Source organism: Parvibaculum sp. (assembly GCF_040882025.1).
In the GTDB taxonomy this organism is placed as follows: Bacteria; Pseudomonadota; Alphaproteobacteria; order Parvibaculales; family Parvibaculaceae; genus Parvibaculum.
Window position 1 is genome coordinate 21352 of record NZ_JBBECC010000211.1, and the last position, 22555, is coordinate 43906.

At 65.1% G+C, this 22555-nt stretch carries 25 protein-coding genes; 14 read left to right on the forward strand and 11 right to left on the reverse strand.

Features of this window, described 5'->3' with window-relative positions; all coding sequences use genetic code 11:
• Positions 1-91 precede the first annotated feature (91 nt).
• On the forward strand, positions 92-1474 hold the full coding sequence (locus tag WEB61_RS16415; RefSeq protein WP_368065418.1) for a DUF1329 domain-containing protein: 1383 nt from the start codon (positions 92-94) through the stop codon (positions 1472-1474).
• A gap of 290 nt (positions 1475-1764) precedes the next feature.
• Here the strand turns inward: WEB61_RS16415 and WEB61_RS16420 are convergent, their stop codons facing one another.
• The 3 genes from WEB61_RS16420 to WEB61_RS16430 are packed head-to-tail and all read right to left on the reverse strand — an operon-like array spanning position 1765 to position 4038.
• Entirely contained in the window at positions 1765-2451 is a 687-nt protein-coding gene (locus tag WEB61_RS16420; protein WP_368065419.1) for a VOC family protein, read from the reverse strand.
• Between the two features lie 15 nt (positions 2452-2466).
• Positions 2467-3609 carry a thiolase gene (locus tag WEB61_RS16425; RefSeq protein ID WP_368065420.1) on the reverse strand — a complete coding sequence of 381 codons (1143 nt, stop codon included), beginning with the start codon at positions 3607-3609 and terminating at the stop codon, positions 2467-2469.
• Between the two features lie 12 nt (positions 3610-3621).
• The gene (locus WEB61_RS16430) at positions 3622-4038 is read right to left on the reverse strand and encodes a Zn-ribbon domain-containing OB-fold protein (RefSeq protein WP_368065421.1); all 417 of its coding nucleotides are present in this window, start codon (positions 4036-4038) and stop codon (positions 3622-3624) included.
• A 156-nt stretch (positions 4039-4194) separates the two neighbouring features.
• On the opposite strand from WEB61_RS16430, the gene WEB61_RS16435 reads away from it, so the two are divergent.
• On the forward strand, positions 4195-4509 hold the full coding sequence (locus WEB61_RS16435) for a hypothetical protein (protein ID WP_368065422.1): 315 nt from the start codon (positions 4195-4197) through the stop codon (positions 4507-4509).
• A 2-nt stretch (positions 4510-4511) separates the two neighbouring features.
• Here the strand turns inward: WEB61_RS16435 and WEB61_RS16440 are convergent, their stop codons facing one another.
• On the reverse strand, positions 4512-5183 hold the full coding sequence (locus WEB61_RS16440) for a nitroreductase (RefSeq protein ID WP_368065423.1): 672 nt from the start codon (positions 5181-5183) through the stop codon (positions 4512-4514).
• A 125-nt stretch (positions 5184-5308) separates the two neighbouring features.
• On the opposite strand from WEB61_RS16440, the gene WEB61_RS16445 reads away from it, so the two are divergent.
• Positions 5309-7081 (forward strand): arylsulfatase, encoded by a 1773-nt coding sequence (locus WEB61_RS16445; protein ID WP_368065424.1) that lies wholly within the window; start codon positions 5309-5311, stop codon positions 7079-7081.
• Positions 7082-7088: 7 nt separating this feature from the next.
• Here WEB61_RS16445 and WEB61_RS16450 read toward each other — a convergent pair whose 3' ends face one another.
• Positions 7089-8324: an acyl-CoA dehydrogenase family protein gene (locus WEB61_RS16450; RefSeq protein WP_368065425.1), complete on the reverse strand. Its 1236-nt coding sequence runs from the start codon at positions 8322-8324 to the stop codon at positions 7089-7091.
• A gap of 184 nt (positions 8325-8508) precedes the next feature.
• On the opposite strand from WEB61_RS16450, the gene WEB61_RS16455 reads away from it, so the two are divergent.
• Entirely contained in the window at positions 8509-9813 is a 1305-nt protein-coding gene (locus WEB61_RS16455) for an MFS transporter (RefSeq protein WP_368065426.1), read from the forward strand.
• A gap of 29 nt (positions 9814-9842) precedes the next feature.
• Here the strand turns inward: WEB61_RS16455 and WEB61_RS16460 are convergent, their stop codons facing one another.
• From WEB61_RS16460 to WEB61_RS16470, 3 genes are read right to left on the reverse strand one after another with little or no spacing between them, the layout of a single operon-like run.
• Positions 9843-10610, reverse strand: coding sequence for a CPBP family glutamic-type intramembrane protease (locus tag WEB61_RS16460; protein WP_368065427.1), 768 nt, complete (start codon positions 10608-10610; stop codon positions 9843-9845).
• 33 nt (positions 10611-10643) lie between these two features.
• A complete protein-coding gene (locus WEB61_RS16465; protein WP_368065428.1) occupies positions 10644-10871 on the reverse strand; it encodes a hypothetical protein in 228 nt (75 codons plus the stop codon).
• Positions 10872-10880: 9 nt separating this feature from the next.
• Positions 10881-11909, reverse strand: coding sequence for an alpha/beta fold hydrolase (locus WEB61_RS16470; protein WP_368065429.1), 1029 nt, complete (start codon positions 11907-11909; stop codon positions 10881-10883).
• 277 nt (positions 11910-12186) lie between these two features.
• Between WEB61_RS16470 and ykgO the strand changes: the two genes are divergently transcribed.
• The 5 genes from ykgO to WEB61_RS16495 all read left to right on the forward strand — a co-directional run bounded on the left by ykgO (position 12187) and on the right by WEB61_RS16495 (position 15806).
• A complete protein-coding gene (gene ykgO, locus WEB61_RS16475) occupies positions 12187-12312 on the forward strand; it encodes a type B 50S ribosomal protein L36 (RefSeq protein ID WP_293507940.1) in 126 nt (41 codons plus the stop codon).
• Positions 12313-12390: 78 nt separating this feature from the next.
• The gene (locus WEB61_RS16480) at positions 12391-13008 is read left to right on the forward strand and encodes an HAD family hydrolase (protein WP_368065430.1); all 618 of its coding nucleotides are present in this window, start codon (positions 12391-12393) and stop codon (positions 13006-13008) included.
• Between the two features lie 76 nt (positions 13009-13084).
• On the forward strand, positions 13085-14140 hold the full coding sequence (locus tag WEB61_RS16485; RefSeq protein WP_368065431.1) for a trans-acting enoyl reductase family protein: 1056 nt from the start codon (positions 13085-13087) through the stop codon (positions 14138-14140).
• Positions 14141-14151: 11 nt separating this feature from the next.
• Positions 14152-14766, forward strand: coding sequence for a tetratricopeptide repeat protein (locus tag WEB61_RS16490; protein ID WP_368065432.1), 615 nt, complete (start codon positions 14152-14154; stop codon positions 14764-14766).
• Between the two features lie 2 nt (positions 14767-14768).
• Complete coding sequence (locus WEB61_RS16495; RefSeq protein WP_368065433.1) at positions 14769-15806, forward strand: alpha/beta fold hydrolase; 1038 nt, start codon at positions 14769-14771, stop codon at positions 15804-15806.
• On the opposite strand, the gene pyk is transcribed toward WEB61_RS16495, so the two are convergent.
• Positions 15791-17221, reverse strand: coding sequence for a pyruvate kinase (gene pyk / locus WEB61_RS16500; protein ID WP_368065434.1), 1431 nt, complete (start codon positions 17219-17221; stop codon positions 15791-15793). The genes WEB61_RS16495 and pyk overlap by 16 nt on opposite strands.
• Positions 17218-18549 carry a glycerate kinase gene (locus WEB61_RS16505; protein ID WP_368065435.1) on the reverse strand — a complete coding sequence of 444 codons (1332 nt, stop codon included), beginning with the start codon at positions 18547-18549 and terminating at the stop codon, positions 17218-17220. Before WEB61_RS16505 ends, pyk begins: the two co-directional genes overlap by 4 nt.
• 62 nt (positions 18550-18611) lie before the next feature.
• Here WEB61_RS16505 and WEB61_RS16510 point away from each other — a divergent pair, with 62 nt between their 5' ends.
• The 3 genes from WEB61_RS16510 to WEB61_RS16520 all read left to right on the forward strand — a co-directional run bounded on the left by WEB61_RS16510 (position 18612) and on the right by WEB61_RS16520 (position 20143).
• Positions 18612-19442, forward strand: coding sequence for an N-formylglutamate amidohydrolase (locus WEB61_RS16510; protein ID WP_368065448.1), 831 nt, complete (start codon positions 18612-18614; stop codon positions 19440-19442).
• 20 nt (positions 19443-19462) lie between these two features.
• Entirely contained in the window at positions 19463-19765 is a 303-nt protein-coding gene (locus WEB61_RS16515; RefSeq protein WP_368065436.1) for a DUF1244 domain-containing protein, read from the forward strand.
• A gap of 114 nt (positions 19766-19879) precedes the next feature.
• Positions 19880-20143, forward strand: a complete 264-nt coding sequence (locus tag WEB61_RS16520) for a DUF2312 domain-containing protein (protein ID WP_368065437.1) — start codon at positions 19880-19882, stop codon at positions 20141-20143.
• Between the two features lie 16 nt (positions 20144-20159).
• Here WEB61_RS16520 and WEB61_RS16525 read toward each other — a convergent pair whose 3' ends face one another.
• Complete coding sequence (locus WEB61_RS16525) at positions 20160-21146, reverse strand: alcohol dehydrogenase catalytic domain-containing protein (protein ID WP_368065438.1); 987 nt, start codon at positions 21144-21146, stop codon at positions 20160-20162.
• Between the two features lie 155 nt (positions 21147-21301).
• On the opposite strand from WEB61_RS16525, the gene WEB61_RS16530 reads away from it, so the two are divergent.
• Together WEB61_RS16530 and WEB61_RS16535 are read left to right on the forward strand one after the other, a co-directional pair.
• Positions 21302-21862: a TetR/AcrR family transcriptional regulator gene (locus WEB61_RS16530; RefSeq protein ID WP_368065439.1), complete on the forward strand. Its 561-nt coding sequence runs from the start codon at positions 21302-21304 to the stop codon at positions 21860-21862.
• Positions 21863-21912: 50 nt separating this feature from the next.
• On the forward strand, positions 21913-22548 hold the full coding sequence (locus WEB61_RS16535; RefSeq protein WP_368065440.1) for a GNAT family N-acetyltransferase: 636 nt from the start codon (positions 21913-21915) through the stop codon (positions 22546-22548).
• Positions 22549-22555 lie beyond the last annotated feature (7 nt).

Genomic DNA, 22555 nt, shown 5'->3' on the forward strand with positions numbered 1-22555 from the left:
CATCCTACGTTGCTGTCGTCAAAAGGGTGGCTTCGGCCCGCCTTTTGAGTCAGGATTAGTAAAACGACGTTATCATTTGGGGGGATTTTCGATGCGTTTGTCAAAGTGTTTCCGGGCGGCGGCCTCTGTCGGGCTGGTGCTTGCCGGCCCGGCGGCGGCCGGGGTGCCGGCAGAGCAGGCGGCGCGGCTTGGGCGCGACCTGACACCGCTCGGCGCGGAACGGGCCGGCAATGCGGACGGTTCGATTCCGGCCTGGGATGGCGGCCTGACCACGGCGCCAGCCGGGCTCGGCTATACGGGCGGCCATTATCCCGACCCCTTTGCCGGCGACGCCGTGCTCTTCACCATCGACAAATCCAACATGGACGCGCATGCGGCGGCGCTGACGCCGGGCCAGCGGGCCATGCTCGCGACCTATCCCGGATACAAGCTCAACGTCTATCCGTCGCGGCGGAGCTGCGCGCAGCCGGAAAGCATCTACGAGGCGACGCGGCAAAACGCCGTCAAGGGGTCGCTCGGCGGCAATGGCGACAGTCTGGCGGACGTGCTGAAAGGCATTCCGTTCGCGATTCCCTCCAATGCCTATGAGATCGTGTGGAACCACAATCTCCGGTATCGTGGCTACAAGGTGCGCCGCACCTTCGTGTCGGCGGCGCCGACGCGGGAGGGGACGTTCACGCCGGTCCGGGTGCGCGACGAGCTGGTGTTCGACTATTCGTCGCCGCTCGTCACGTCGTTCGACCAGCTCAACAACACGTCCTTCCGCTACCTGCAGGAAACGACATCGCCGGCGCGGCGGGCGGGCCAGCTTCTGCTGGTGCATGAGGTCGTCGATCCCGCCAAGGGCGACCGCCGGTCATGGCAGTACACGGTCGGGCAAAGCGCTACGGCGCCGCGCGTGCAGCGCACCAGCGCGATCGCCTATGACACGCCGCAGATTTATTCCGACGCGATGTCGACGGCCGACAGCTTCGACGTTTTCAGCGGCCCGCTCGACCGTTTCGACTGGACCGTGAGCGGCCGGGAGGAGCGCTATGTCGCCTACAATTCCTACAGGCTGAGTTCGCCCTCGCTCACCTATGCCGAGATCATCAAGCCCGGCCATATCGACCAGGAACTGGTGCGCTACGAAAAGCATCGCGTCTGGGCGGTCGAGGCGGTGTTGAAGCCCAACCAGCGCCATATCTATCAACGCCGCACCGCCTATTTCGACGAGGACGGCTACAACATGGTTGCGGGCGAACTCTATGATGCGCGCGGCGGGTTGTGGCGCGTGCAGGAAGCGCATCTGATGCAGTATTACGACGTGCCGACCTGTTTCAACGCATCGGACGTCGTTTACGATCTCGTGGAAGGCCGTTACGTGATCCAGAACCTCAAGAACGAGGAAGACGGGATCGACTTCAACGCCAGCGACATCAGCGACAACACCTTCCTGCCGGAGGAAATGCGCCGCCGCGTCGTCAGGCGGTAAGGGGGCCGCAACTTTCCTTCCACCCTCCCCCTGTGGGAGGGTCAAACAGCCCATTTGCAGCTTGTCTGCAAATGGGCTGTTTGGGGAGGGGGACTCCGCTCTACGCGAACGCAGGTGTGCCGATTATGCGCTGACGTTCCATGCTTACCCCTCCCCGAAATTTACCTCGCTTGCGCTCGGCAAATTTCGACCCTCCCACAGGGGGAGGGTGGGAAGAACGGGCTGGCTGCATATGAAATATATACTGCCGCAGGGTCCGGAGAGGCGCTTGACCGGAAAATGCGGCGGGTTCAGTCCAGCGCGCCGGTCAGGGAGGCGCGCTGCGACATCTCGATCCAGTTGCCGTCGGGATCGCACACGAAAGAGATGCGCGCGACCTTGCCGAGCGTTTGCGGGGCGCGGCCTTCCATGCCGCCACGCGCGAGAATGCGCGTGTGCTCCTCGTCCACGTTTCGTATCTGGATGGTGATGTAGCGGAAGCCCTTGCCCTCAAGCGGCGGGCCGCCTTCAACGCCGGGCGCTTCGTCGAACAGGATCACGCTGTCGCCGCAGAGAAAGCTCAGACCGCCGCGTTCGGGCAGGTCGGGCAGGCCGAGCGCCACCGCATAGAAGCGGCGATGCGCGGCCACGTCGCGGACGGCGAGGCGGATGCCGATGCGCTCGATGCCGTGGGCGCCTGGCGGCACCAGCGTGACGCGGTTGCCGTCGGGATCGGTCAGGCGCTTCGGCCCAAGCAATCCCTCGCGCGCGATCAGGAGTTCGCGATAGCCCGATGGCGGCTCCTCGGGCAGCGGGTTTTTCGCGTGGTTGATCTTCAGGACCGAGCCCAGAAGCTCGTGGCGGTGCTGCCGCATGCCGCCGCCGAGCGGCAGAAGATGATCGAAGGGGAGGCCCACCTCGTTCTGCCAGAAATCGAGCATCGGCTCGAGGTCGTTGGTGAAGAGGCCGATGTCGATACGCGGTTTCGCGAGGTCCATCGGCCTCTCCTTTTTTCAGGGCGCTTCGTTGGAAAAGACGATGGTGCCCGACGCCGCGAACATGCCGCCGACGCCGTGGGCGATCGAGATTTTCGCGCCCGGCACCTGCGCGGGCGCGATGCCCCGCATCTGGCGCACGCTTTCCTGCAGCGCATACATGCCGTACATGCCCGAATGCATGTAGGAAAGGCCGCCGCCATTGGTGTTCAAGGGCAGCTTGCCGCCGGGCCGCGTGTTGCCTTCGCGGATGAAAGCCGCGCCTTCGCCCTTGTCGCAGAAGCCGAGATCCTCGAGGCCGTAGACCGGCAGATGCGCGAAGGCGTCGTAGATCATCAGATGATCGACATCGGAATGTTTGATGCCGGCTTCGTCGAAGGCTTTTTTGCCTGAGACGCGGAAGGCCTTCGACGTCGTGAAGTCTTCCATCTGGCTGATCACCGGCGTTTCGCAGCTTTCGCCGGTGCCGAGGATATAGACCGGCTTTTGCGGGAAGTCCTTCGCGCGCTCCGCACTCGTCAGAATCAGCGCGCCGCCGCCATCCGTCACAAGGCAGCACATCAGCATGCGGAAGGGCCAGGCGATCATCTTCGAGTTCAGCACGTCATCGACCGTGATCGGATCGCGGAAGGAGGCGCGCGGGTTTCTGCCTGCCCATTCGCGCTGGACGACGGCGACATGGGCGAGGTCTTCCTCGGTGACGCCATATTGCTTCATGTAGCGCAGCGCGGGAATCGTGAACATGGTGGGCGGGCTGGTGATGCCGAAGGGAACCTCAAACTGGCCGGACTGGCTTGCCGGATCGCGGGAGAAGCGCCGCGCGCCGACGCGCGAGCGGCCACTTTCGGCATGGGTGATCAGGACGGTGTTGCAGAGGCCTTCATTGATCGCGGCGGCCGCATGACGGACATGCAGCATGAAGGAGCAGCCGCCGACGCTGGTGCCGTCGACCCATGTCGGCGTGATGCCGAGATAATGCGCGACCTCGACCGGGCTGTCGCCTGCGGTGGCGATGCCGTCGATGTCTTTTGCGGTGAGGCCGGCATCCTTCAGCGCGTTCAAGGCGGCATCGGCATGCAGCATCAGTTGCGAGGTGTTCGGGATCTTTCCCATTTCCGTCGTTTCGGCGGCGCCGATAACGGCGACTGATTTCCGTTTCATCGCGTTATCCCTTTATGCCTTTGGCGCCGGCCTGAACTTCGGCAGGCTGATTTCGTCGCTCGCCTTTTCGAAGGTCACATGGAGCGGCATGTCGAGGGTGAGCGCCTCCGGCGTTTGCGGGCAGCCGACAATGTTGGTCATCATGCGCGGGCCTTCGGCGAGTTCGACCACCGCGATCGAATGCGGCTCGGTGCCGAAATCGGGACGGGGACGGTGATTGATGATGTAGCTGTAGAGCGTCGCCTTGCCGCTCGCCTTGTAGATCTCGACGCTGCGCGAGCCGCAGGCCGGGCAGAAGGGGCGGGGCGGGAAATAGGTTTCCTTGCAGGCCGTGCAGCGCTGCAGCCTCAATTCGCCGTTCCGGGCGCCCTCCCAGAAATGCTGCGTTTCGGGCGTGGGCAGGGGCAGCGGGCGATTGTAGTCCGCCATGAAACTCTCCTCGTTCGCGTGGATTCGATTTCGGTGGCGGCGAGGATAGCGGCGCGCCGGGCTTTGGCAAAGCGGCAGAATTCCTCAGGTTTTACGTGTTGATTCCGCGACGTCAGCTTCCTATGTTTCAATATGGGACAACCATTCGGAATACCGATGACCGCGCTTCGCTTGATGCCTGCACTGCTGATCGTCGCTCTTGCCGGGCCGGCGATGGCGGGCGAGCGTGTGCAGTGGATCGACCCTTGGGCGGTCGGCGCGCCGGCGGACGAGGCGGGCAACGGCGCGGCGGCGGACGGGCGGATCGAGATTACGGGCGAGCTGCAGACATTCGGCTTCACCGGCGGCGTCGAGCGCCAATTCGCCTTCGTCCCCGCGGCGGCGCCCTTCGCGTTTCGCAGCTTTCCGGCGGGGCAGCGCCCCGTCACGGGCGACAGCGTGCGGATGGTCCGGCCGCGGCCGCGGTTTTAATTTCATTCAAAGCCGTGAAAAGTCGCGAAGCTTTCGAGCGGTTCGCGCTCGGAGACCAGCGTGTTGACCGGCGCGGTTTCGTCGGCATAGCCGAGCGACATGCCGCAGATGATATATTCGTCGTCGGGCACGGCGAGCACGCGGCGCGTCACCGACCAGAAATTGTTCCAGGCGCCTTGCGAGCAGGTGTCGAGGCCGCGCGCTTTCGCCGCCAGCATGATCGACTGCATGAAGATGCCGATGTCGATGAAGCTCATCGCATCGAGATCCTTGTCGATGGTGAAGATGAGGCCGACCGGCGCGTCGAAGAACCGGTAGTTGCGGCCCCATTGCGCCCAGTTCGCCGCCTGGTCGCCCTTCGGAATGCCGATGAGCCCGTACATTTCCTTGCCGAGTGTGCGCATGCGCGTCGTGTAGGGCTCCTTGCGCTTGGATGTACGCGGAAACTCGGCGGCCTTGTCGGCGGGGTCGGTCTCGCGATGCGCCAGCACCTCGGCCTCGAGGCGCGCCCGCACCTCGCCCGCCGCCACATGGACCTTCCAGGGCTGGATGTTGGTGCCGGACGGCGAGAGGCGCGCGACTTCGAGGATTTCGGCCACCAGCGAAAGCGGCACGGGATCGGCTTTGAAGGCGCGCACGGATTTCCGCGCCTTGATCGCATCGTCGACTTGCATGAAGGTCGCTCCGGAGAAGATGATTTCGATGGCCGGAGTGGTAGCACAAGGGCTTGCCGGGCGCGACGGGGCCAGTATATTGGCATATATAATGTCATAACAGAGCGGGCGGGAGCGTAATTCGAATGAGGGTGTTGCAAGTCGTGAAGACGGCGCTGGTGCTGTGGCTCGCCGCCCTGTTGCCGGCGGCCGCGCAGGAGGCGCGCCCCAACATCGTGCTTATTCTCGCCGACGATGTCGGCTTCAGCGATTTCGGCGCCTATGGCAGCGAGATTTCGACGCCGAATATCGATGCGCTGGCGGCGCGGGGTACGCTCTTTTCCAATTTTCACGCTTCGCCGATCTGCGCGCCGTCGCGCGCGATGCTGATGACGGGGGTCGACAGCCATCTGGCGGGGATCGGCAATCTGCCGGAATCGGCGCCGCCCGAACATCGCGGGCAGCCGGGCTATCTCGGGCGTCTTGCCGACGATGTGGTGACGGTCGCAAGCCGGCTCGGCGCCGCCGGCTACCGGACCACCATGACCGGCAAGTGGCATCTCGGCCATGACGAGACGTCGCTGCCGCCGGCGCATGGCTTTGCGCGGTCCTTCGCGCTCGATGCGTCGGGCGCCGACAATTGGGAAAAGAAAACCTATCTGCCGATCTATGACGACGCGCCCTGGTATGAGGACGGCAAGCCCGCCAATCTGCCCGACGATTTCTATTCCTCCCGATTTCTCGTCGACAAGACGATCGAATATCTGGAAGAGAGCAAGGACCAGGGCCGTCCGTTCTTTTCCTATGTCGCCTTTCAGGCCGTGCATATTCCGGTGCAGGCGCCGCGCGAATTCATCGAGAAGTATGAAGGCGTCTATGACGAGGGTTGGGATGCGCTGCGCGAGGCGCGCTTTCTCGCCGTCATCGAGCGCGGGCTGCTGCCCGACGGCATGGCGCTCGGGGCGATGCCGGAAGGGCTTCGCGACTGGAACGAACGGAGCGAAGAGGAGAAGCGCTTTCTCGCCAAGAGCATGGCCGTCAATGCCGCGATGCTCGAGGCCATGGATTTTCATATCGGCCGATTGGTCGATTATCTGAAAGAGACCGGACAATACGACAACACGGTCTTCATCGTGCTGTCGGATAACGGGCCCGAACCCGGCGATCCGACGGCGACGCCCGGGTTCTCGCAATGGCTGTGGTGGACGGGCTATGCGCGCGACTACGAGACGCTGGGCGAGAAGGGTTCCTATGCGTTCATCGGGCCGGAATTTGCGAGCGCGGCCGCTTCGCCCGGCGCCTTCTTCAAGATGCAGGCGGGGGAAGGCGGTTTGCGCGTGCCGCTGATCGTCGCCGGGCGCGGCATCGCGCGCGAAGGGACGACGAGCGCCTTCAGCTACATCACCGACATCGCGCCGACCATTCTCGATCTGGCGGGCGTCGCGGCCACGCCCGATTTCGGCGGCGCGCCCGTGCGGGAGATGACGGGGCGTTCGCTGGCGGCGCTGCTGCGCGGCGATGCCGGCCGTGTTCGCGGTGAAACGGAGGCTGTCGGCATCGAGGCGGCGGGTAATGCGGCGCTTTTCCGCGGCGACCACAAGCTGGTGCGCAATGCGCGGCCCTATGGCGATGGGCAATGGTATCTCCACGATCTCGCGCGCGATCCCGGCGAGACCAGGGATCTGTCAGAGGCCGAGCCGGCGCTCCTTGCCGAGATGATGGCGGAATACGAGGCCTATGCCGCGCGGGTCGGGGCGCTGGAAGTGCCCGACGGCTATGACCAGACGGCGCAGCTCACGACCAACCGTGTTAACGATCAGCTTGCGGAAAAATGGCCGGTCCTCGTGCTGATCGTTCTCGCACTTGGCGGTCTTGTCTGGGCGGGCATCCGGTTCGGCCCGCGTCTCTGGCGCGGCTGAACCGTTTTCACAGCCCCAGCACGGCCTTGGCCATGATGTTGCGCTGGATCTCGTTGGTGCCGGCATAGATCGAACCGGCGCGGTCGTTGAGATATTTCGCCGCGACGGGCCATGAATAATCGGGGCCGACGGGCTTTTCGTTGCCGCTCGGCTTCGGCACGCCGGGCACGGGGCCGCCGGGCCGCGTCGCATGCGGCTGGAAGGGCAGGGCGTAGTATGCGACCGCATCGAGGGCGAGTTCGGTCAGGTGCTGGCTCACTTCGGTGCCGCGCGTTTTCAGAAGCGACGATTCGGCACCCGGCGCCTCGCCGTTGCTCAAGGCCGACATGATGCGGTGCTCGGTATATTCGAGCGCGGTGATTTCGACCGAGGCGGCCGCAAGCTTTGCCGCAAAGCCGGCATCGTCGGCAAGCCTGGCGCCGTCGCCGCCGCGTTCCTCGGCGGCCATGCGGGCGATGCGCGCCAGCCGGTTGTGCAGACCCGGCGCATAGGCGTGGCCGCCGCGTTCGAACTGCATCAGATATTTCGCCACCGTCCAGCCCTCGCCGACCTTGCCGACGACATTTTTTTTCGGCACGCGCGCATCGGTGAAGAAAATCTGGTTCTGGATGTGCTCGCCCGACAGCATCACCAGCGGTTCCACTTTCACGCCGGGCGTGTCCATGTCGATCAGGATGAAGGTGATGCCGCGCTGGGGAATGTCTTCCTTCGAGGTACGCACCAGATTGAAAATCCGGTTGGCGTAGTTCGCATGCGTCGTCCAGATTTTCTGGCCGTTGCAGATGAAGTCGTCGCCGTCCTCGACCGCGCTCATCTGCAGGCTGGCGAGATCGGACCCCGAGCCCGGTTCCGAATAGCCCTGGCACCAGAAATCCGCGCCATTGAGAATGCGCGGCAGGTAATGGGCTTTCTGTTCCGGCGTGCCGTAGCCGATCAGCACCGGTCCGCACATGCCGAGCCCCATCGGCGAGAGCGAGGGCGCGCCGGCGGCGGCAAGCTCGCTGGAAAAGATGTAATGCTGCGTCACCGTCCAGTCGCAGCCGCCATACTCGACCGGCCAGGCGGGCGCGACCCAGCCCTTTTCGAAGAGCGCCTTGTGCCAGGTCATGGTGGTTTCGTAGTCGGCATAGACGCTGGTCATCAGCTTGCCGGTCTCGCGCAGTTCCGGCGTCAGCTTTTCATCCAGAAAAAGCCGTACCTCGTCCCTGAAGGCCGCGTCCTTCGCGCTCAGTCCCAGTTCCATCCCGTTTCTCTCCCCGCGTTCTTCAATGGTTGTTGCGTGAAGTAGGCGCCGGGCGGCCCGGACCTGTCAAATTTTCGAGAGCATTTGCGGCGGCGGGCATTGGCGGCGGCGCCTGTTTGACGTAAAGGAAGGGCCGCCCCCCGCGCCCGCCAAGCGGCGCCTGCATCCCGGAAGGCCTTTCCCGATGTCCGACAACGGCGCGCCGACAACGCCCGAAGCCAACCGCCGGACGACGCCGAAGGAACGCCAGCGCGCTTTCGGCATTCTCTTCGTCTGCCTGCTTTCGGTCGGCATGGGGCAGACGCTGGTCTTCGCGGTGCTGCCGCCGATCGCCGCCGATCTCGGCATGAGCGAGTTCGAGACGACGATGATCTTCTCGCTCTCGGCGGCCTTGTGGATTCTCACCAGCACCTTCTGGGGCAAGCGCAGCGACTTCATGGGGCGCAAGCCCGTCATCCTGATCGGCGTGTTCGGCTTTGCGATTTCGACTTCGCTTGTCGGCGTCGTGCTGCTGGCCGGCTACCAGGCCTGGATTTCGATGGCGCTGATGTTCCCGCTGGTGATGGGCGCGCGGGCGATTTTCGGCATATTCGGGTCGGGCTCGATGCCCGCCTCGCAGGCTTATGTCGCCGACCGGACGACGCGAGCCGAACGCGCCGGCTCGATCGCGCAGATCGGCGCCGCGTTCGGCCTCGGCACGGTGGTGGGGCCGGGCGTCGCGGCGGCCTTTGCCGAAATCCACATCCTCGCGCCCTTTTTCGCGGTTGGCGCGCTCGCCTTTGTCAGCGGCGTCGCGATCTGGATCCTGCTGCCCGAACGCACGCGGCCGAAAAAGATGCTCGGCGAGAAGCAGGAAAAGCGCGCCGAGCTCAAATGGTCGAGCGCCAATGTCCGGCCGTGGCTGGTGATGGGCGTCATTCTGAGCCTCAGCCAGTCGATCATGATGCAGCTTTTCGCCTTCTATCTGATGGCCGAGCTCGACATGAAGGGATCGGCGGCGACGCAGCTCGTCTCGGTCGGCATGATGGCGATGGCGATGGCGACGCTCATCGCCCAGCTCGGCCTGATCCAGCGCTTCGACTTGTCGGTGCAGTTCCTGCTGCGCTGGGGCGCCGTCACGATGATCGTTTCCTTCGGCATGCTGATCTTCGGCGGCTCCTACGGCGTGCTCGTCTCGGCGCTGGCGCTGGCGGGTCTCGGTTTCGGCTTCCTGCGTTCGGGGCTTTCGGCGGGCGCGTCGCTGTCGGTTTCGCTCAAGGACCAGGGTGCGATGGCGGGGCTGATCGGTTCGACGGCGGCGACCGGCCATATTCTCAATCCGGCGATCGGTATTCCGCTGTTCTATCTGATGCATTCGGCGCCGTTCATGCTGGGCGCCGCGCTTTCGGCGCTGGTGCTCCTCTTTGCGGTCTTTCATCCGGTGCTGAAGAACTTGCGCGCGACCGATGGCGGCTTCGACGAGGAAGACGAAGAGATCGGGTTGCACTAGAGCCGTTTCGCTTTTCGCCTGAAAACGCTCTAGCTCCGCGCGAAGCGGAAGCGGGCGAGCGTTTGCGGCCCCCAGAGAAAGACGATCGCGGCGACAGCGATGCCCAGAACGAAAAAGGCGATCGCCGGATCGTAATGCGATCCGTAAACGGGATAGAGGAAGAAGGCGACGTTGCTCATCGCGTGGAACAGTGCCGCGATGAAGACGCTGCGGCCGCCATTGACATAGAGCCAGACCGTCACGACCCGCAGCAGGATGGTGACCATGCAGTGCCAGACGACCCAGGCGGTATCGTGGCCGGTCTGGAAATAGGGAACGATGTGCCAGACCATCCAGACGGTGGCGATGATCAGTGCCGTCTCGAGGGCACTGCCTTTCATGCGGTCCCAGGCATAGCCCTGCCAGCCGATTTCCTCGCCGAGCCCGGCCGCGAAGAACATCGCGAAAAAGACCGGGATTGCCAGAAGATCGATGCGGAGTTCGGGAAGTTCAACGCCGATCAATTTCTGGACCGCATAGGCGATGGCGAGTGCGGCCGGCATGAAGAGGACCGCCGGCAGATACCAGAGCTTGTTGCCGGTTCGGCGCCAGTCGAAAGAACGGGCGAGGAGGTGTTTCGCCGCGCTCGCGCCGCCCTCGCGCCAGACGAATATCAACGCCAGTACCGCCGGCACGAAAGCCATCAGCGCGCTCACGGGCAGCGCGATCGGCAGAAGCGGAACGGCGTCGATGAAATAGCCGGCGATCCAGAGGGGCACCGAAGCCACGATCACGAGCGCGAAATAGCGGTAAACCAATCGGGCCTCCTCTCACTTGTCCGCAGGTTGCGATCAGAAAGGCCGCCGCCCGCCCGTCGGATCGGCGCCCATCAGCGTCAGCAGATGCACGATCATCACGACGGCGACGATCAGTGCAATGAAGATCAGCGGCGTGGTGGGGAAGAAGCGTATCCGGCCGGGGGTTACCGGACGTTTTTCGAGCCAGACAAGCCCGGCCGCGCCGGCAAGGCTTGCGGCCAGCACGATCAGCGTCACGGTGAGCGAGAGCCCTTGTCCCATTGTTGTATCTTACTCGAACACGCCCTCGGCGCGCCATTGGGCCATCAGGGTGCCGACAGCGGCGGCGAAGGCATGGGGCTGATCAAGCATGATGTGATGCTGCGCGCCGGGGATCGTGAAGACCGGCTTTTCGGGCGAAAGACCGCGCAGGAAGGCGAGGCTCGCGGGCTCGTAATCCTTGCTTTCGATGCCGAACATCGTCGCGCCGCGGCAGGCGAGGTTTGCATAGATGTCGGCGTGGTCGCTGCCCATGCGCAGGCCGTCGAAGATCGAATGATCGAATTTCCAGGTCCAGCCGCTTTCCTCGAAGCTGCGCTTGCCGCGCGTCTCGCCCTTCGACACCTCGCGCAGGCTCAAGGCGCCGATGTAATCGAGAATGAAGCCGTTGGCGCAGGGTTGCAGCGGCGCCAGACGGAAGCGCGCCTTCGCCGTTTCCAGATCGGGATAGATGCGCGTCGGCTTGCGTTCGGGGCCGTCGAGGAACCATTCGCGGACTTCCTCGGGCGGACGCACCGTGAAATCGCAAAGGATCAGCCCACCGAGCCGGTCGCCATAGTGCTTCGCGGCGATCAGCGAGACGAAACCGCCGAAGGAATGGCCGACCACGACGGGCTTCGGGCCGAGGCCGGCGGCGAGCGCCACCTCGCCGATCTCGCGGGCAAAACTGTCGCGCGAATAGGAAAGGCGCCAGTCGCTGTCGCCCATGCCGCCAAGATCCATCGAGGCGACGTTGTAATGCTGGCTGAGCAGCGGCGCGATGAAGGCGAACCAATAGGCATGGGCGCCATTGCCATGAACGAACAGGATGCCCGGCCGGGCCGGGTCGTCGTTCTGGTTCACTGGGCCCCAGCGCAGATAGTGGATTTCGGCGCCATCCACCGTCAGGCGGCGGCTTTCGGGGGCGACCGCCAATGCCTCGCGGAACCATTGCGGCCGATGACGGATCACATCTGCGTCGGGGATCGTCCGCGACGCCGGTTCCTTCAAATAATCGGCTTTTTCCGCCGAATTGTTCTCTTGAGGCTTGTCATACGCCATGAAACTGTCCGCCAAACTCGGGATTTCGGGCCAAAAATGACGCCTGCGCCATGTTCCGGCCGGGCCATGGTCTAGCCCGATTTGGGCCAAGTGAAAAGGCGGGTGAAAAGACGGCCGAAAAGAGAGCCGGAAAGGGGCGGTCTGGTGGGGCCTCGCCGGTTGACAGGCCCGGCTCCGCCGCTTAGGTTCCGCGCCAACTTAAGGGCATTTTCCGGCATCGGGCCGGAGGCGGGGCGGCGATCGTCGCCCGCCGGAGAGCCCGGTCCGAGGTAGAACCATGAAAGTCCGCAATTCCCTGAGGTCGCTCCGTGGCCGTCACCGCGACAATCGTCTGGTGCGCCGCAAGGGCCGCGTCTACATCATCAACAAGACCAACCGCCGCTTCAAGGCGCGCCAGGGCTGAACCCCGGCACATGCGCTTCGGCGATGAATATCCAAGGCCGCGCTTCACCAGCGCGGCCTTTTCAATTGGGGCAGGCCGATGAACCGCATCGACACCGTCGTTTTCGACATCGGCAATGTGCTGATCCAGTGGGACCCGCGGCACCTCTACCGCAGCGTTTTCGCCGACGCGGCCGAGATGGAGCATTTCCTCGCCCATGTCTGCACGATGGAGTGGCATGTCGAGCATGACCGGGGCCTTTCCTTCGCCGACAATGCGGCGCGGCTGAAGGCGGTTCACCCCGATCATGCCGATCTGATCGACATCTGGGGCGCGCGCTATCCCGAGATGACGCCTGATCGCGTGCCGGGTACGGCGGCGCTGCTGCGCGGGCTGAAGGAGGCCGGCCATGCCGTTCACGGTCTCACCAACATGCCGCCGGATTTCTTCCCGGTGCTTTCGGAGCTCTATCCGGAGCTTCATTTGCTCGACGAGACGGTTATTTCCGGCGATGAGGGCATCATCAAGCCCGATCCGAGAATCTACGAAATCCTGATCGGCCGCACCGGGCTCGATCCGGCGCGTACCCTCTTTGTCGACGATTCAAGGTCCAATGTGGAAGCGGCGGCGCGGCTCGGATTTGCCGTTCATCGCTTTGAGCACGCCGAAGGCCTTGGCTGTGAATTGCGCCGGTTCGGCCTTATTTCTCTCGAATGAAGCCGGCTGGCGGGTTTCGGCGCCTCGCCGTGCGCTATAGTGTGCAGGCGGATGAGGCCACGCGGAGGCAGGCGGCATGAGCGACCGGTTTATGATCTACGGCGCGACGGGCTATACGGGCAAGCTCGTGGCGCGGACGGCGAAGGCGCTGGGGATGAAGCCGCTTCTCGCCGGCCGCAACGAAGCCCGGCTGAAATCGATAGCCGCACAACACGGTTTCGAGTACCAGGCCATTTCGCTCGATGACGAGGCGGCGCTCGACGCCGGCCTCGCGCAGGTCGATGTCGTTCTCCACATCGCCGGACCTTTCTCGCAGACGTCGCGGCCGATGGTCGATGCCTGCATCCGCACGGGCGCGCATTATCTCGACATTACCGGCGAGATCGACGTCTTCGAGGCTTGCGCCGCGCGCGACGAAGAGGCGAAAGAAGCCGGCATCATGTTAATGCCCGGCGTCGGCTTCGACGTGGTGCCGAGCGACTGTCTTGCCGCTCACATGAAGCGCCGGCTGTCCGACGCGACCGAACTCACGCTCGGCATTTCGGGTCTCGGCCAGATGTCGCACGGCACGGCGAAGACCGGTGTCGAGAGCATCGGCAAGGGGACGCGGGTTCGCCGCGAAGGGCACATCGTCTCCTTGCGAAAAGCCCCCCGCCGCGAGATCGATTTCGGCGGCGGCGCGAAAAGCGCTATCGCCATCGGCTGGGGCGATGTCGCGACTGCCTGGCATTCGACGCATATTCCCGACATCACCGTCTATTTCGAAGCAAGCCCGCAGCTCGAACAGATGGCCGGCATGGGCGGTTTCATGCGCTGGCTGATGAGCCTCGGGCCGGCGCAGCGCGCCTTGAAAAAGCGTGTCGAGCAAATGCCCGAAGGGCCGACCGATGCGCAGCGCCATGAAGGCTATTCGGTGCTCTACGGCGAGGCGGTCAATGCGGCGGGCGAAAAGGCGGTGTCGCGTCTGAGAACGCCGGAAGGCTACTCGCTGACCGCCATGACCGGTCTTGAAATCGTGCGCCGCGTGCTGGCGGGCGATGCGAAGCCGGGCTTCCAGACGCCGTCATCGCTCTTCGGCGCCGACTTCATCACCGAATTCGATGGCTGTGTGCGGACCGATATCAACAGTTGAGATCGTCGCCCATGAGGTTCTTTCCGCTCACGACTCTGGTCGCCGTTGCGCTGTTTGCGGCGATTGCCGCACGCGCCGGAACCGAACTGCGAAGCTACGATCTTCCGAACGGGGATGCCGAGAGCGATGTCGCGCCGGCGGGGCGCGAGGAGGTGCTCGACATGTTGTTCGAGCGGCTGGCGGAGGCGGACAACGAGGCCGAAAGCCGGGCCTTCGAGGAAGCGATCCGCGAAATCTGGCTCGATTCCGGAAGTCCCAGCATCGATCTCCTGATGGAGCGCGGTTTCGATGCGCTGCGCGAGGAGAATTACGACCGCGCCTATTTCTATTTCGATGAAGTGGTGACGCTGGCACCGGGTTTCGCCGAAGGCTGGGACAAGCGTGCCGCGGTCCATTATATCCGCGAAGACTATGCCGAGGCGTTGCGCGACATCGAACAGGTGTTGCGTCTGGAACCGCGCCACTATCAGGCGATGGCGGGCCTCGGTATCATTCTTGAAGAGCTTGGCGACAAGAAAGGGGCGCTGGACGCCTTCCGGCGCGCGCTTGCGCTCAATCCGTGGCTTGACAGCATCGACGAGCGCATAGCCCCGCTCGAACTCGAGGTCGAGGGGCGCGGCATCTGACGATGGTCCTGTTTCTTCTTCTCGCGTTTTTCATTGCGGGCCTTGCGCTCTGGTCGGCCGTCGCTGCGGCGCGGGCCGCGCGGGCCTTTCCGCCGCTTGGCGGCTTTGTCGAGCTCGATGTTCCTTTCGCACCCGCCCGGCTTCACTATATCGATCGCGGCGCCGCGGCGGCCGGCGTCGCGCCGGTCGTTCTCATTCACGGCGCCAGCGGCAATCTGCGCGACATGACGGCGAGCCTCGTGCCAGCGCTCGAAGGCCACACGCGCGTTGTCGCCGTCGACAGGCCCGGACATGGCTGGAGTACGCGCGGGGGACATCCTGAAATTTCGGATCCGGCGGCGCAGGCGCGCGCCATTCATGCGGCCTTGTGCCGGCTCGGCGTCGAGCGCCCGGTCGTGCTCGGGCACAGCTGGGGCGCCTCGGTCGCGGCGGCTTATGCGCTCGAATTTCCGGATGAGGTTTCAGGCGTGCTGCTGCTCTCCGGCGCGCTCTATCCCTGGCCCGGCGATATCGCCTGGTATCACAAGGTTGTCGGCACGCCGCTCGCCGGTCCGCTTTTCCTCCGTACCCTGACGGTTCCGGGCGGGTCGCTGCTCGCGGACGCCGGCATCAAGGGAAATTTCCACCCCGATTCCGCGCCCGCGAACTATGCCGGTGCCATCGGTCTGCCGCTTCTTTTCCGTCCGTCGCATTTTCGCGCCAACAGCGCCGACACGGCGGGGCTGAAGGCCCGGCTGGCGGTGCAGAGCCGCCGCTACGGCGGGATTTCCGTTCCGGTCATCGTTGTCACCGGCAATGCGGACTACACCGTCTCGCCGAAAATCCACTCCTATGCCTTCCACAATGCGGTCAGGGGATCCGAACTGATCAAGCTCAGGGGCGCGGGCCATATGCCGCATCATTCACGGCACGAAATCGTCGTCGATGCGGTGCTGCGCCTTGCGCGCGGCGAAGCGCCCTTCGATGGCATGGTGACGGTTTTCGAGGACGGCCGGGTCGAGCGGCAGGCGGCCGGGGTGCGCGCTCAGTCGCCGCGCTGACGCCCGACAAAGGAGACGCGCAGCATGTTGGTCGCACCCGGTGTGCCGAGCGGTACGCCCGCGGTCACGACGATGCGCTGGCCCGGTTGCGCGAAGCCTTCTTGAAAAGCGATGCGGCCCGCCCGATCCGTCAGGTCGTCGAGGTCACGGGCATCTTCCGTCAGGACGCAATGCAGGCCCCAGACCAGGGCGAGGCGGCGTGCCGTCGCCGTGATCGGGGTCAGGACGACGATCGGCAAGAGCGGCCGCTCGCGCGCGGCGCGCAGGCCCGTCGAGCCCGAATTGGTCCAGCAGACGATCGCGGCGGCTTTCAACGTGTCGGCGACCGAATGGGCGGCGGCGCTGATCGCGTCGGCGCCGGTCGCTTCGGGTTCGGTGCGTTGTGCATAGATGATGCCGGGATAGGTCGGATCGGCCTCCACCGATTGCGCGACGCGGTTCATCATGCGCACGGCCTCGACCGGGAATTGTCCGGCGGCCGATTCCGCCGAGAGCATGATCGCATCGGCGCCTTCGAAGACAGCGGTGGCGACGTCGGAGACTTCGGCGCGGGTCGGCACCGGCGAGGAAATCATCGATTCCAGCATTTGTGTTGCGACGACGACAGGCTTGCCCGCGCGCCGCGCCGTGCGGATCAACCGCTTTTGCCAGCCCGGCACCTGTTCGAGCGGCAGCTCGACGCCGAGATCGCCGCGGGCCACCATGATCGCGTCGGCGATGTCGATGATTTCATCGAGATGTTCGAGGGCTTGCGGCTTTTCGATTTTCGCCAGAATGGCGGCGCGCCCATGTGCGATCTTGCGCGCTTCGGCGACGTCGTCGGCGCGCTGGATGAAGGAAAGCGCGACCCAGTCGACGCCGAGATCGAGCGCGGCATCGAAGTCGCGCCGATCCTTTTCGGTCATCGCCTTCACCGGCAAAAAAGTGTCGGGCAGGCTGATGCCCTTGCGGCTGGTCAAAGTGCCGCCGACCAGCACCTCGGTATCGGCGAAATCGCCGCCGCACTTCGTCACGCGCAGCCTGATGCGGCCATCGTCGAGCAGCAGCATCTGCCCATCGGCCAGCGCCTCGAAAATTTCGGGATGCGGCAGCGGCGCGCGCTCGCGCGTCCCCGGCGCGGCGTCCATGTCGAGGCGGAAGCGATCGCCGGGCTGCAGTAATGCCCCATTGCCCTGCATTGCGCCGATCCGGAGTTTCGGCCCCTGCAGGTCGACCAGAATACCGATCGGCCGGCCGGCATCCGCCTCGACCTCGCGCACCGCGGCGTGAACGCGGCGCAGGTTCTCGTGGTCGAGATGGCTCATGTTGAGGCGAAAGACGTCCACGCCCGCGTCGAACAGCGCGCGGATCATTTGCGGCGTGTCGGAGGCGGGCCCGAGCGTGGCGATGATTTTGACGTTTCGGCGGCGAATCAAGACGGGCTTTCCTCTTCGGGCGGGGGATTGTCGACCAGTATGATCCTGAAGTCGTTGACATTCGTGTAACTTGGCCCGGTCACGAGCAAATCGCCGAGCGCGGAGAAGAAAGTGCCGGAATCGTGCTGATCGAGCGCGGCCTGCGGATCAACGCCCGCGGCGGCCGCACGCGCAAGTGCATCCGGCAGCATATAGGCGCCGGCCGGGTCGTCGGCCGCGCCGGCGCCGCCGTCGATCCCGTCGGTGTCGCCTGCGAGCGCTGCAATTCCCGGTGCGCCCTTGAGCGCGAGCATCAGCGCCAGCGCATATTCCTGGTTCGCGCCGCCTTTTCCCGCGATTGCAGCATCGCGGAAGGTGACGCTCGCCTCGCCGCCCGAAATGATGGCGAGACGGCGGCCTTCGCCCTGCGCCATGCGGGCGAGGCCGGCATGTTCCCGTGCCAGTATACGCGCTTCGCCTTCGATGTCGTCGCCCAGCACCAGCGTATCGTATCCTTCGCTTCGCGCCAGTTTCGCCGCGGCGATCAGGGACTCCGAGCCGCTTGCGATCCGCTTCCAGGTTGCCGATGCAAAAAAATCGGCCCCGGGCTTCGGGGTCTCGGGCGCTGCCTCGATCGCGGCGCGGATATGCGGCGGGAGATCGGCATCGAGCGCGTCGATAATCGCCAGCGCACGCTCCTTGCTTGTCGTGTCGGGCACCGTCGGTCCCGATGCGATGGTCGAGGGATCGTCGCCGGCGACGTCGGAGATCGCCAATGTCAGCGATCGGGCGGGGTGCATCGCTTCGGCCAGCCTGCCGCCCTTGATGCGGCAGATGTGTTTGCGCACGCAGTTGATGTCAGCGATGTGCAGCCCCGAGGCGAGCAGGGCGCGGGTCAGCATCTGTTCGTCGGCAAGCTCGATGCCGGCGATGGGCAGCGCCGCGAGCGCCGAGCCGCCGCCCGAGAGCAGCACCAGCGCCAGATCGTTCGGTCCCAGCCATTCGGCCATGCGCATCAGGCGTTTGCTGGCCGCCGCGCCGGCCTCGTCGGGAACGGGATGGGCGGCCTCCACCACGTCGACATGGCGGGTCGGACGGGCGTGGCCGTAGCGCGTCAGCGCCACGCCCTCGATATGGGTGCCGGGCCAGTGACGGTCGTAATGGTCTTCCGCAACGGCCGCCATGGCGGCGGCTGCCTTGCCGATGGCGAAGATGACGAGGCGGCCCTGCGCGGGATCGGGCGGATCCGGCAGGTGCGGCGGCAGGCAATGGATCGGCAACGCGGCCGCAACCGCCGTGTCGTAGAGGCGGCGCAGCCGGGCTCGCGTTTCGTCATCGCCGCGCGTCATGGTCGGCCGTTCTCCAGCATCCCTGCCTCCTGTATAAAGTGATGATGGATGATTTGTCACTCGTGGCCCTGCCGTCGGCCGATGCGGTTTGCCCCTACGAACTTGTCGACGCCCAGGCCGATCCCGGTTTTCTGGTGATCTGCGACCATGCGTCGAACGCGCTGCCGCCGGGCTATGGAACGCTTGGCCTTTCGTCCTCGGCGTTTTCGCGCCACATCGCCTTCGATATCGGCGCGGCGGGTGTCGCCCGGCATCTGGCGCGGCTCCTTGGCGCGCCGGCGGTGCTGGCGCGCTTTTCGCGCCTTCTTGTCGATCTCAATCGCGGGCCGGACGACCCGACCATCGTGATGAAACTGTCGGACGGCGCGATCGTTCCCGGCAACCGCGATGTCGATGCGACCCGCGACGCGGATGAGTTCGCGCGCCGCATCGCCCTGTTTCACGCGCCCTATCATGCGGCCATCGCCGCCGCGCTGACGCGGGCCGAGGAGGCGGGTGTCGTGCCGATCGTCGTTTCGGTGCACAGTTTCACGCCGGCCTGGCGCGGCCGCGCGCGGGCCTGGCATACCGGCATTCTCTGGGACCGCGACGACCGCGTCGCCCTGCCGCTGATCGAGGGCCTGCGCGCCGAGCCCGGTCTCGTCGTCGGCGACAACGAACCCTATACGGGCCGCCTCAGGAACGATTGCCTCTACAGGCATGGAACGGCGCGCGGGTTTCCCCATGCGCTGATCGAAATCCGGCAGGACCTGATCGAGAGCGACGACGGACAGGCGGCCTGGGCGGTACGCTATGCACGCCTGCTGCGCGCGATTGCGATGCAGCCCGCTATCCGGGAAATCCGTCATTTCGGCTCGCATACGGACGCCGCCGCGCCTATATCCGGCGGGTGAGACAGGCGAGGAGAGCGATCATGGACGAAGCGACCCAAACGGAGCTCGAGGCGGCGGCCTTCCGCCGGCTTCTCGATCATCTGAGATCGCGAACGGATGTGCAGAATATCGATCTGATGATCCAGGCCGGCTTCTGCCGCAACTGTCTTGCCGACTGGTATCGCGAGGCGGCGGAGGCCAAGGGCTTGCCGCTGACGAAGGAGGCGGCGCGCGAGATCGTTTATGGCGAACCTTTCGCGGCCTGGAAGGCGAAACACCAGCCGGACGCGACGCCCGAGCAGCTTGCCGCATTCGAGGCGGTGCAGAAAAAATCGCACGGATAGCGGCGCGGAACGGCGACTATCCACAGCTTTCTTGCGCGGCGATATTGCGGGCGCTGACGCGCGCGGATAGGGTCGCGTCCTTCAAATTTTAGTACCCGAACGGAGCGGCGCATCATGGCGGACGGCAATACACCGGCGAGTACAGGCGGCGTCGCGCGCGACCAGTTGCGTTCCATCGTCGAGCGCATCGAGCGTCTCGAAGAAGAAAAGACAGCGCTTTCCAACGACATCAAGGAAGTCTATGCCGAGGCCAAGGGCAATGGTTTCGACACCAAGACGCTCCGTCAGGTTGTGCGCATCCGCAAGCAGGACAAGGCCGAGCGTCAGGAGCAGGAAGCCATTCTCGAGCTTTATCTCAGCGCGCTGGGCATGGTCTGAGGCCGGCACATCTCCGTCACGCGCCCTTCGAGAACACGATCTTCGGCGCCGGGTCGAACATCGCGTCGATCGCCTCGTCGAACGAGGCTGTGCGTGCCGTCAATGTTTCCGGGTGCAGCGTGCCGTCGCAGACATGGCCGAGCACATGCGTCAGCGTGGCGCGCGAATGGACCCGGCTCACCTCATAGGTAATGCCCCTGATCCAGCTTCCCGAAAGCGGCAGCGGCGTCATCGCGCCGAGGCCTCCCGAAACGCCGGTACAGAAGCCGCAAGGCGCTGTCGAGCGGAAGGCATAGGCCGTTCCCTCCGCAACCGACGAGGCATCGACCGTGATGAGGAACGTGTCGTCGTGGCGGCGCGTCTCGGCATAGTCGACCTTCAGCGCCTCCACGCCAGCCGCGCGGGCGAGCGCCAGGCGCGCATCGTCGCTGTCGGCATAGACGACGCGTTCGGCGCCAAGCGCCAGCGCCGCCTGTGCCGCGTAGAGCCCGACGCTTTGCGCAAGCCCGCCCGCCACCAGCACCGGCGCGCCGGGAAAGCGCGCCAGATGCGAAGCGACCGTGCGGTAGCCGTCGGCCACATTGTCGGAGAGGAGGCAGGCCGTTTCGGGCGCGAGCGCTGCGGGCAGCGGCACCAGCATCGCATCGGCGAAGGGCACGCGCAGGCGGTCGGAAAAGGCGCCGCCGAAATCGCGGTCGATACCGGTGCCGAGGCCATAGGAAGCGGCCGAGGGCACGGCCGCGCAGGCATTGGTCCAGCCGCGCCGGCAGTTCGCGCATTCGCCGCAATTGATCTGGAAGGGCACGATCACCCGGTCGCCCGGCGCAACGCTCTTCACCGCGTCGCCCACCTCGCGCACCACCGCCACCATCTCATGGCCGAAGGCGTAAGGCCCGGGCCGGCCATAGGCGCCGATGGCGATGTAATAGTCGAGGTCGCAGCGCGCGACCGCGATCGGCTCCACGATCGCGTCCTTGCCGGTCTCGATCACGGGCGCGGGCACGTCCCGCCATTCAAATCGCTTCGCCTCGACGAAAGTGAGCTAACGCATGGCGGCCTCCTGATTTATATAGACTGGTCTATTATAACCATTGTCGTCATGTAGACCGCCCTCTATAGACTGTCAAGAACGGAGCGACGGACCCGGGAGGACAAGCGATGGGCGCGGCGGCACGGCACAGGGAGAAGCTGATCGGCAGCGCGATTACGCTGTTCCGGCAGAAGGGCTATGCGGCGACGGGCCTCAACGAGATCCTGGCGCGGAGCGGTGCGCCCAAGGGTTCGCTCTACCACTATTTCCCGAAGGGCAAGGAAGAGCTCGGCGCCGAGGCCGTGGCCCAGGCCGGCGCGGTCGTCAGCGCGACGCTCCGCCAGCTTCACGACACGACGCAGACGGCGGCGCAATTCCTCGATGCCTATTGCCGGCTGCTTGGCGACTGGGTCGAGAAATCGGGCTACAGCGAGGGTTGCCCCATCGCGACGACGCTGCTCGAAACGCTGCCGCAATCGGAACGGATCGGCGCGGCCGGCCGTGCGGCCTTCGACGACTGGACCGCGATCATCGCCACCGTCCATGAGCGCGACGGCATGGCGCCCGAAGCGGCGCGGGCGCGGGCCGAGTTCGATCTCGCCGCCATCGAGGGCGCGCTGCTGCTGATGCGCGTGCGGCAATCGACGGCGCCGCTACAGAATGTCGCCCGCGCGCTTTCGGCGCTCTGACATTCCCGCCATGTGCTAGCGTCGCCCCGAAAAATGCGAGGAGGCGGCCCATGACAGTAATGAATGCGGAGACGGTCACCCTGGCGGAAGCCGAACCCGCCGAGGAAGAGACCGCCGCGCGGCTGATCTACGACACCGGTTCTTATGTCTTCGACTGTCTCTACGATCGCGACTTCGCCACCTTCCTGAAAATCACTGCGGCGCTTTGGCTGCGCGAGGGCGGCGCCTTTTCGCATGTCCATGCAAAGGCCGCGCTGCATGACGGCCGTCTCGCCGGCATTGCGCTCGGTTTCCCGCAAGCGCTTTACGAACAGGAATTCGGCACGGGCATGATGGCGATGGCCGAAATGGGCTCGCCCGAACTCCTCGCCCATCTGCCTTCCGTCGCCGGCCACATCCCCTGGCTCTTTCCCGAAGTGCCCGACGATGCGTGGTATCTGCTCTTTCTCTCCGCCCACCCCGAGGCGCGCGGCCGCGGCATCGGCGAAAAGCTGCTTGTCGATTGTTTCGAGCGCGCGCAGGCGGCCGGCTGTGCTTCGCTCCATCTCGACGTCTCGGCGGTCAATCCGGCGGTGCGCTTCTACGAGCGCATGGGGCTCGAGCGCCTTGCCGAAACGAATGTGCCCAAAATCGCGGCCTCGCACGGCGTGCCGCCGCATATCCGCATGGTCAAGCATCTGGTGTGATGCCTGA

Excerpts from the sequence above, each read along its gene's own strand:
- WEB61_RS16415 (WP_368065418.1), top strand. The coding sequence starts at position 92 with ATGCGTTTGTCAAAGTGTTTCCGGGCGGCGGCCTCTGTCGGGCTGGTG.
- WEB61_RS16420 (WP_368065419.1), bottom strand. The coding sequence starts at position 2,451 with ATGGACCTCGCGAAACCGCGTATCGACATCGGCCTCTTCACCAACGAC.
- WEB61_RS16425 (WP_368065420.1), bottom strand. The coding sequence starts at position 3,609 with ATGAAACGGAAATCAGTCGCCGTTATCGGCGCCGCCGAAACGACGGAA.
- WEB61_RS16430 (WP_368065421.1), bottom strand. The coding sequence starts at position 4,038 with ATGGCGGACTACAATCGCCCGCTGCCCCTGCCCACGCCCGAAACGCAG.
- WEB61_RS16435 (WP_368065422.1), top strand. The coding sequence starts at position 4,195 with ATGACCGCGCTTCGCTTGATGCCTGCACTGCTGATCGTCGCTCTTGCC.
- WEB61_RS16440 (WP_368065423.1), bottom strand. The coding sequence starts at position 5,183 with ATGCAAGTCGACGATGCGATCAAGGCGCGGAAATCCGTGCGCGCCTTC.
- WEB61_RS16445 (WP_368065424.1), top strand. The coding sequence starts at position 5,309 with ATGAGGGTGTTGCAAGTCGTGAAGACGGCGCTGGTGCTGTGGCTCGCC.
- WEB61_RS16450 (WP_368065425.1), bottom strand. The coding sequence starts at position 8,324 with ATGGAACTGGGACTGAGCGCGAAGGACGCGGCCTTCAGGGACGAGGTA.
- WEB61_RS16455 (WP_368065426.1), top strand. The coding sequence starts at position 8,509 with ATGTCCGACAACGGCGCGCCGACAACGCCCGAAGCCAACCGCCGGACG.
- WEB61_RS16465 (WP_368065428.1), bottom strand. The coding sequence starts at position 10,871 with ATGGGACAAGGGCTCTCGCTCACCGTGACGCTGATCGTGCTGGCCGCA.
- WEB61_RS16470 (WP_368065429.1), bottom strand. The coding sequence starts at position 11,909 with ATGGCGTATGACAAGCCTCAAGAGAACAATTCGGCGGAAAAAGCCGAT.
- ykgO (WP_293507940.1), top strand. The coding sequence starts at position 12,187 with ATGAAAGTCCGCAATTCCCTGAGGTCGCTCCGTGGCCGTCACCGCGAC.
- WEB61_RS16480 (WP_368065430.1), top strand. The coding sequence starts at position 12,391 with ATGAACCGCATCGACACCGTCGTTTTCGACATCGGCAATGTGCTGATC.
- WEB61_RS16485 (WP_368065431.1), top strand. The coding sequence starts at position 13,085 with ATGAGCGACCGGTTTATGATCTACGGCGCGACGGGCTATACGGGCAAG.
- WEB61_RS16490 (WP_368065432.1), top strand. The coding sequence starts at position 14,152 with ATGAGGTTCTTTCCGCTCACGACTCTGGTCGCCGTTGCGCTGTTTGCG.
- WEB61_RS16495 (WP_368065433.1), top strand. The coding sequence starts at position 14,769 with ATGGTCCTGTTTCTTCTTCTCGCGTTTTTCATTGCGGGCCTTGCGCTC.
- WEB61_RS16505 (WP_368065435.1), bottom strand. The coding sequence starts at position 18,549 with ATGACGCGCGGCGATGACGAAACGCGAGCCCGGCTGCGCCGCCTCTAC.
- WEB61_RS16515 (WP_368065436.1), top strand. The coding sequence starts at position 19,463 with ATGGACGAAGCGACCCAAACGGAGCTCGAGGCGGCGGCCTTCCGCCGG.
- WEB61_RS16520 (WP_368065437.1), top strand. The coding sequence starts at position 19,880 with ATGGCGGACGGCAATACACCGGCGAGTACAGGCGGCGTCGCGCGCGAC.
- WEB61_RS16530 (WP_368065439.1), top strand. The coding sequence starts at position 21,302 with ATGGGCGCGGCGGCACGGCACAGGGAGAAGCTGATCGGCAGCGCGATT.
- WEB61_RS16535 (WP_368065440.1), top strand. The coding sequence starts at position 21,913 with ATGACAGTAATGAATGCGGAGACGGTCACCCTGGCGGAAGCCGAACCC.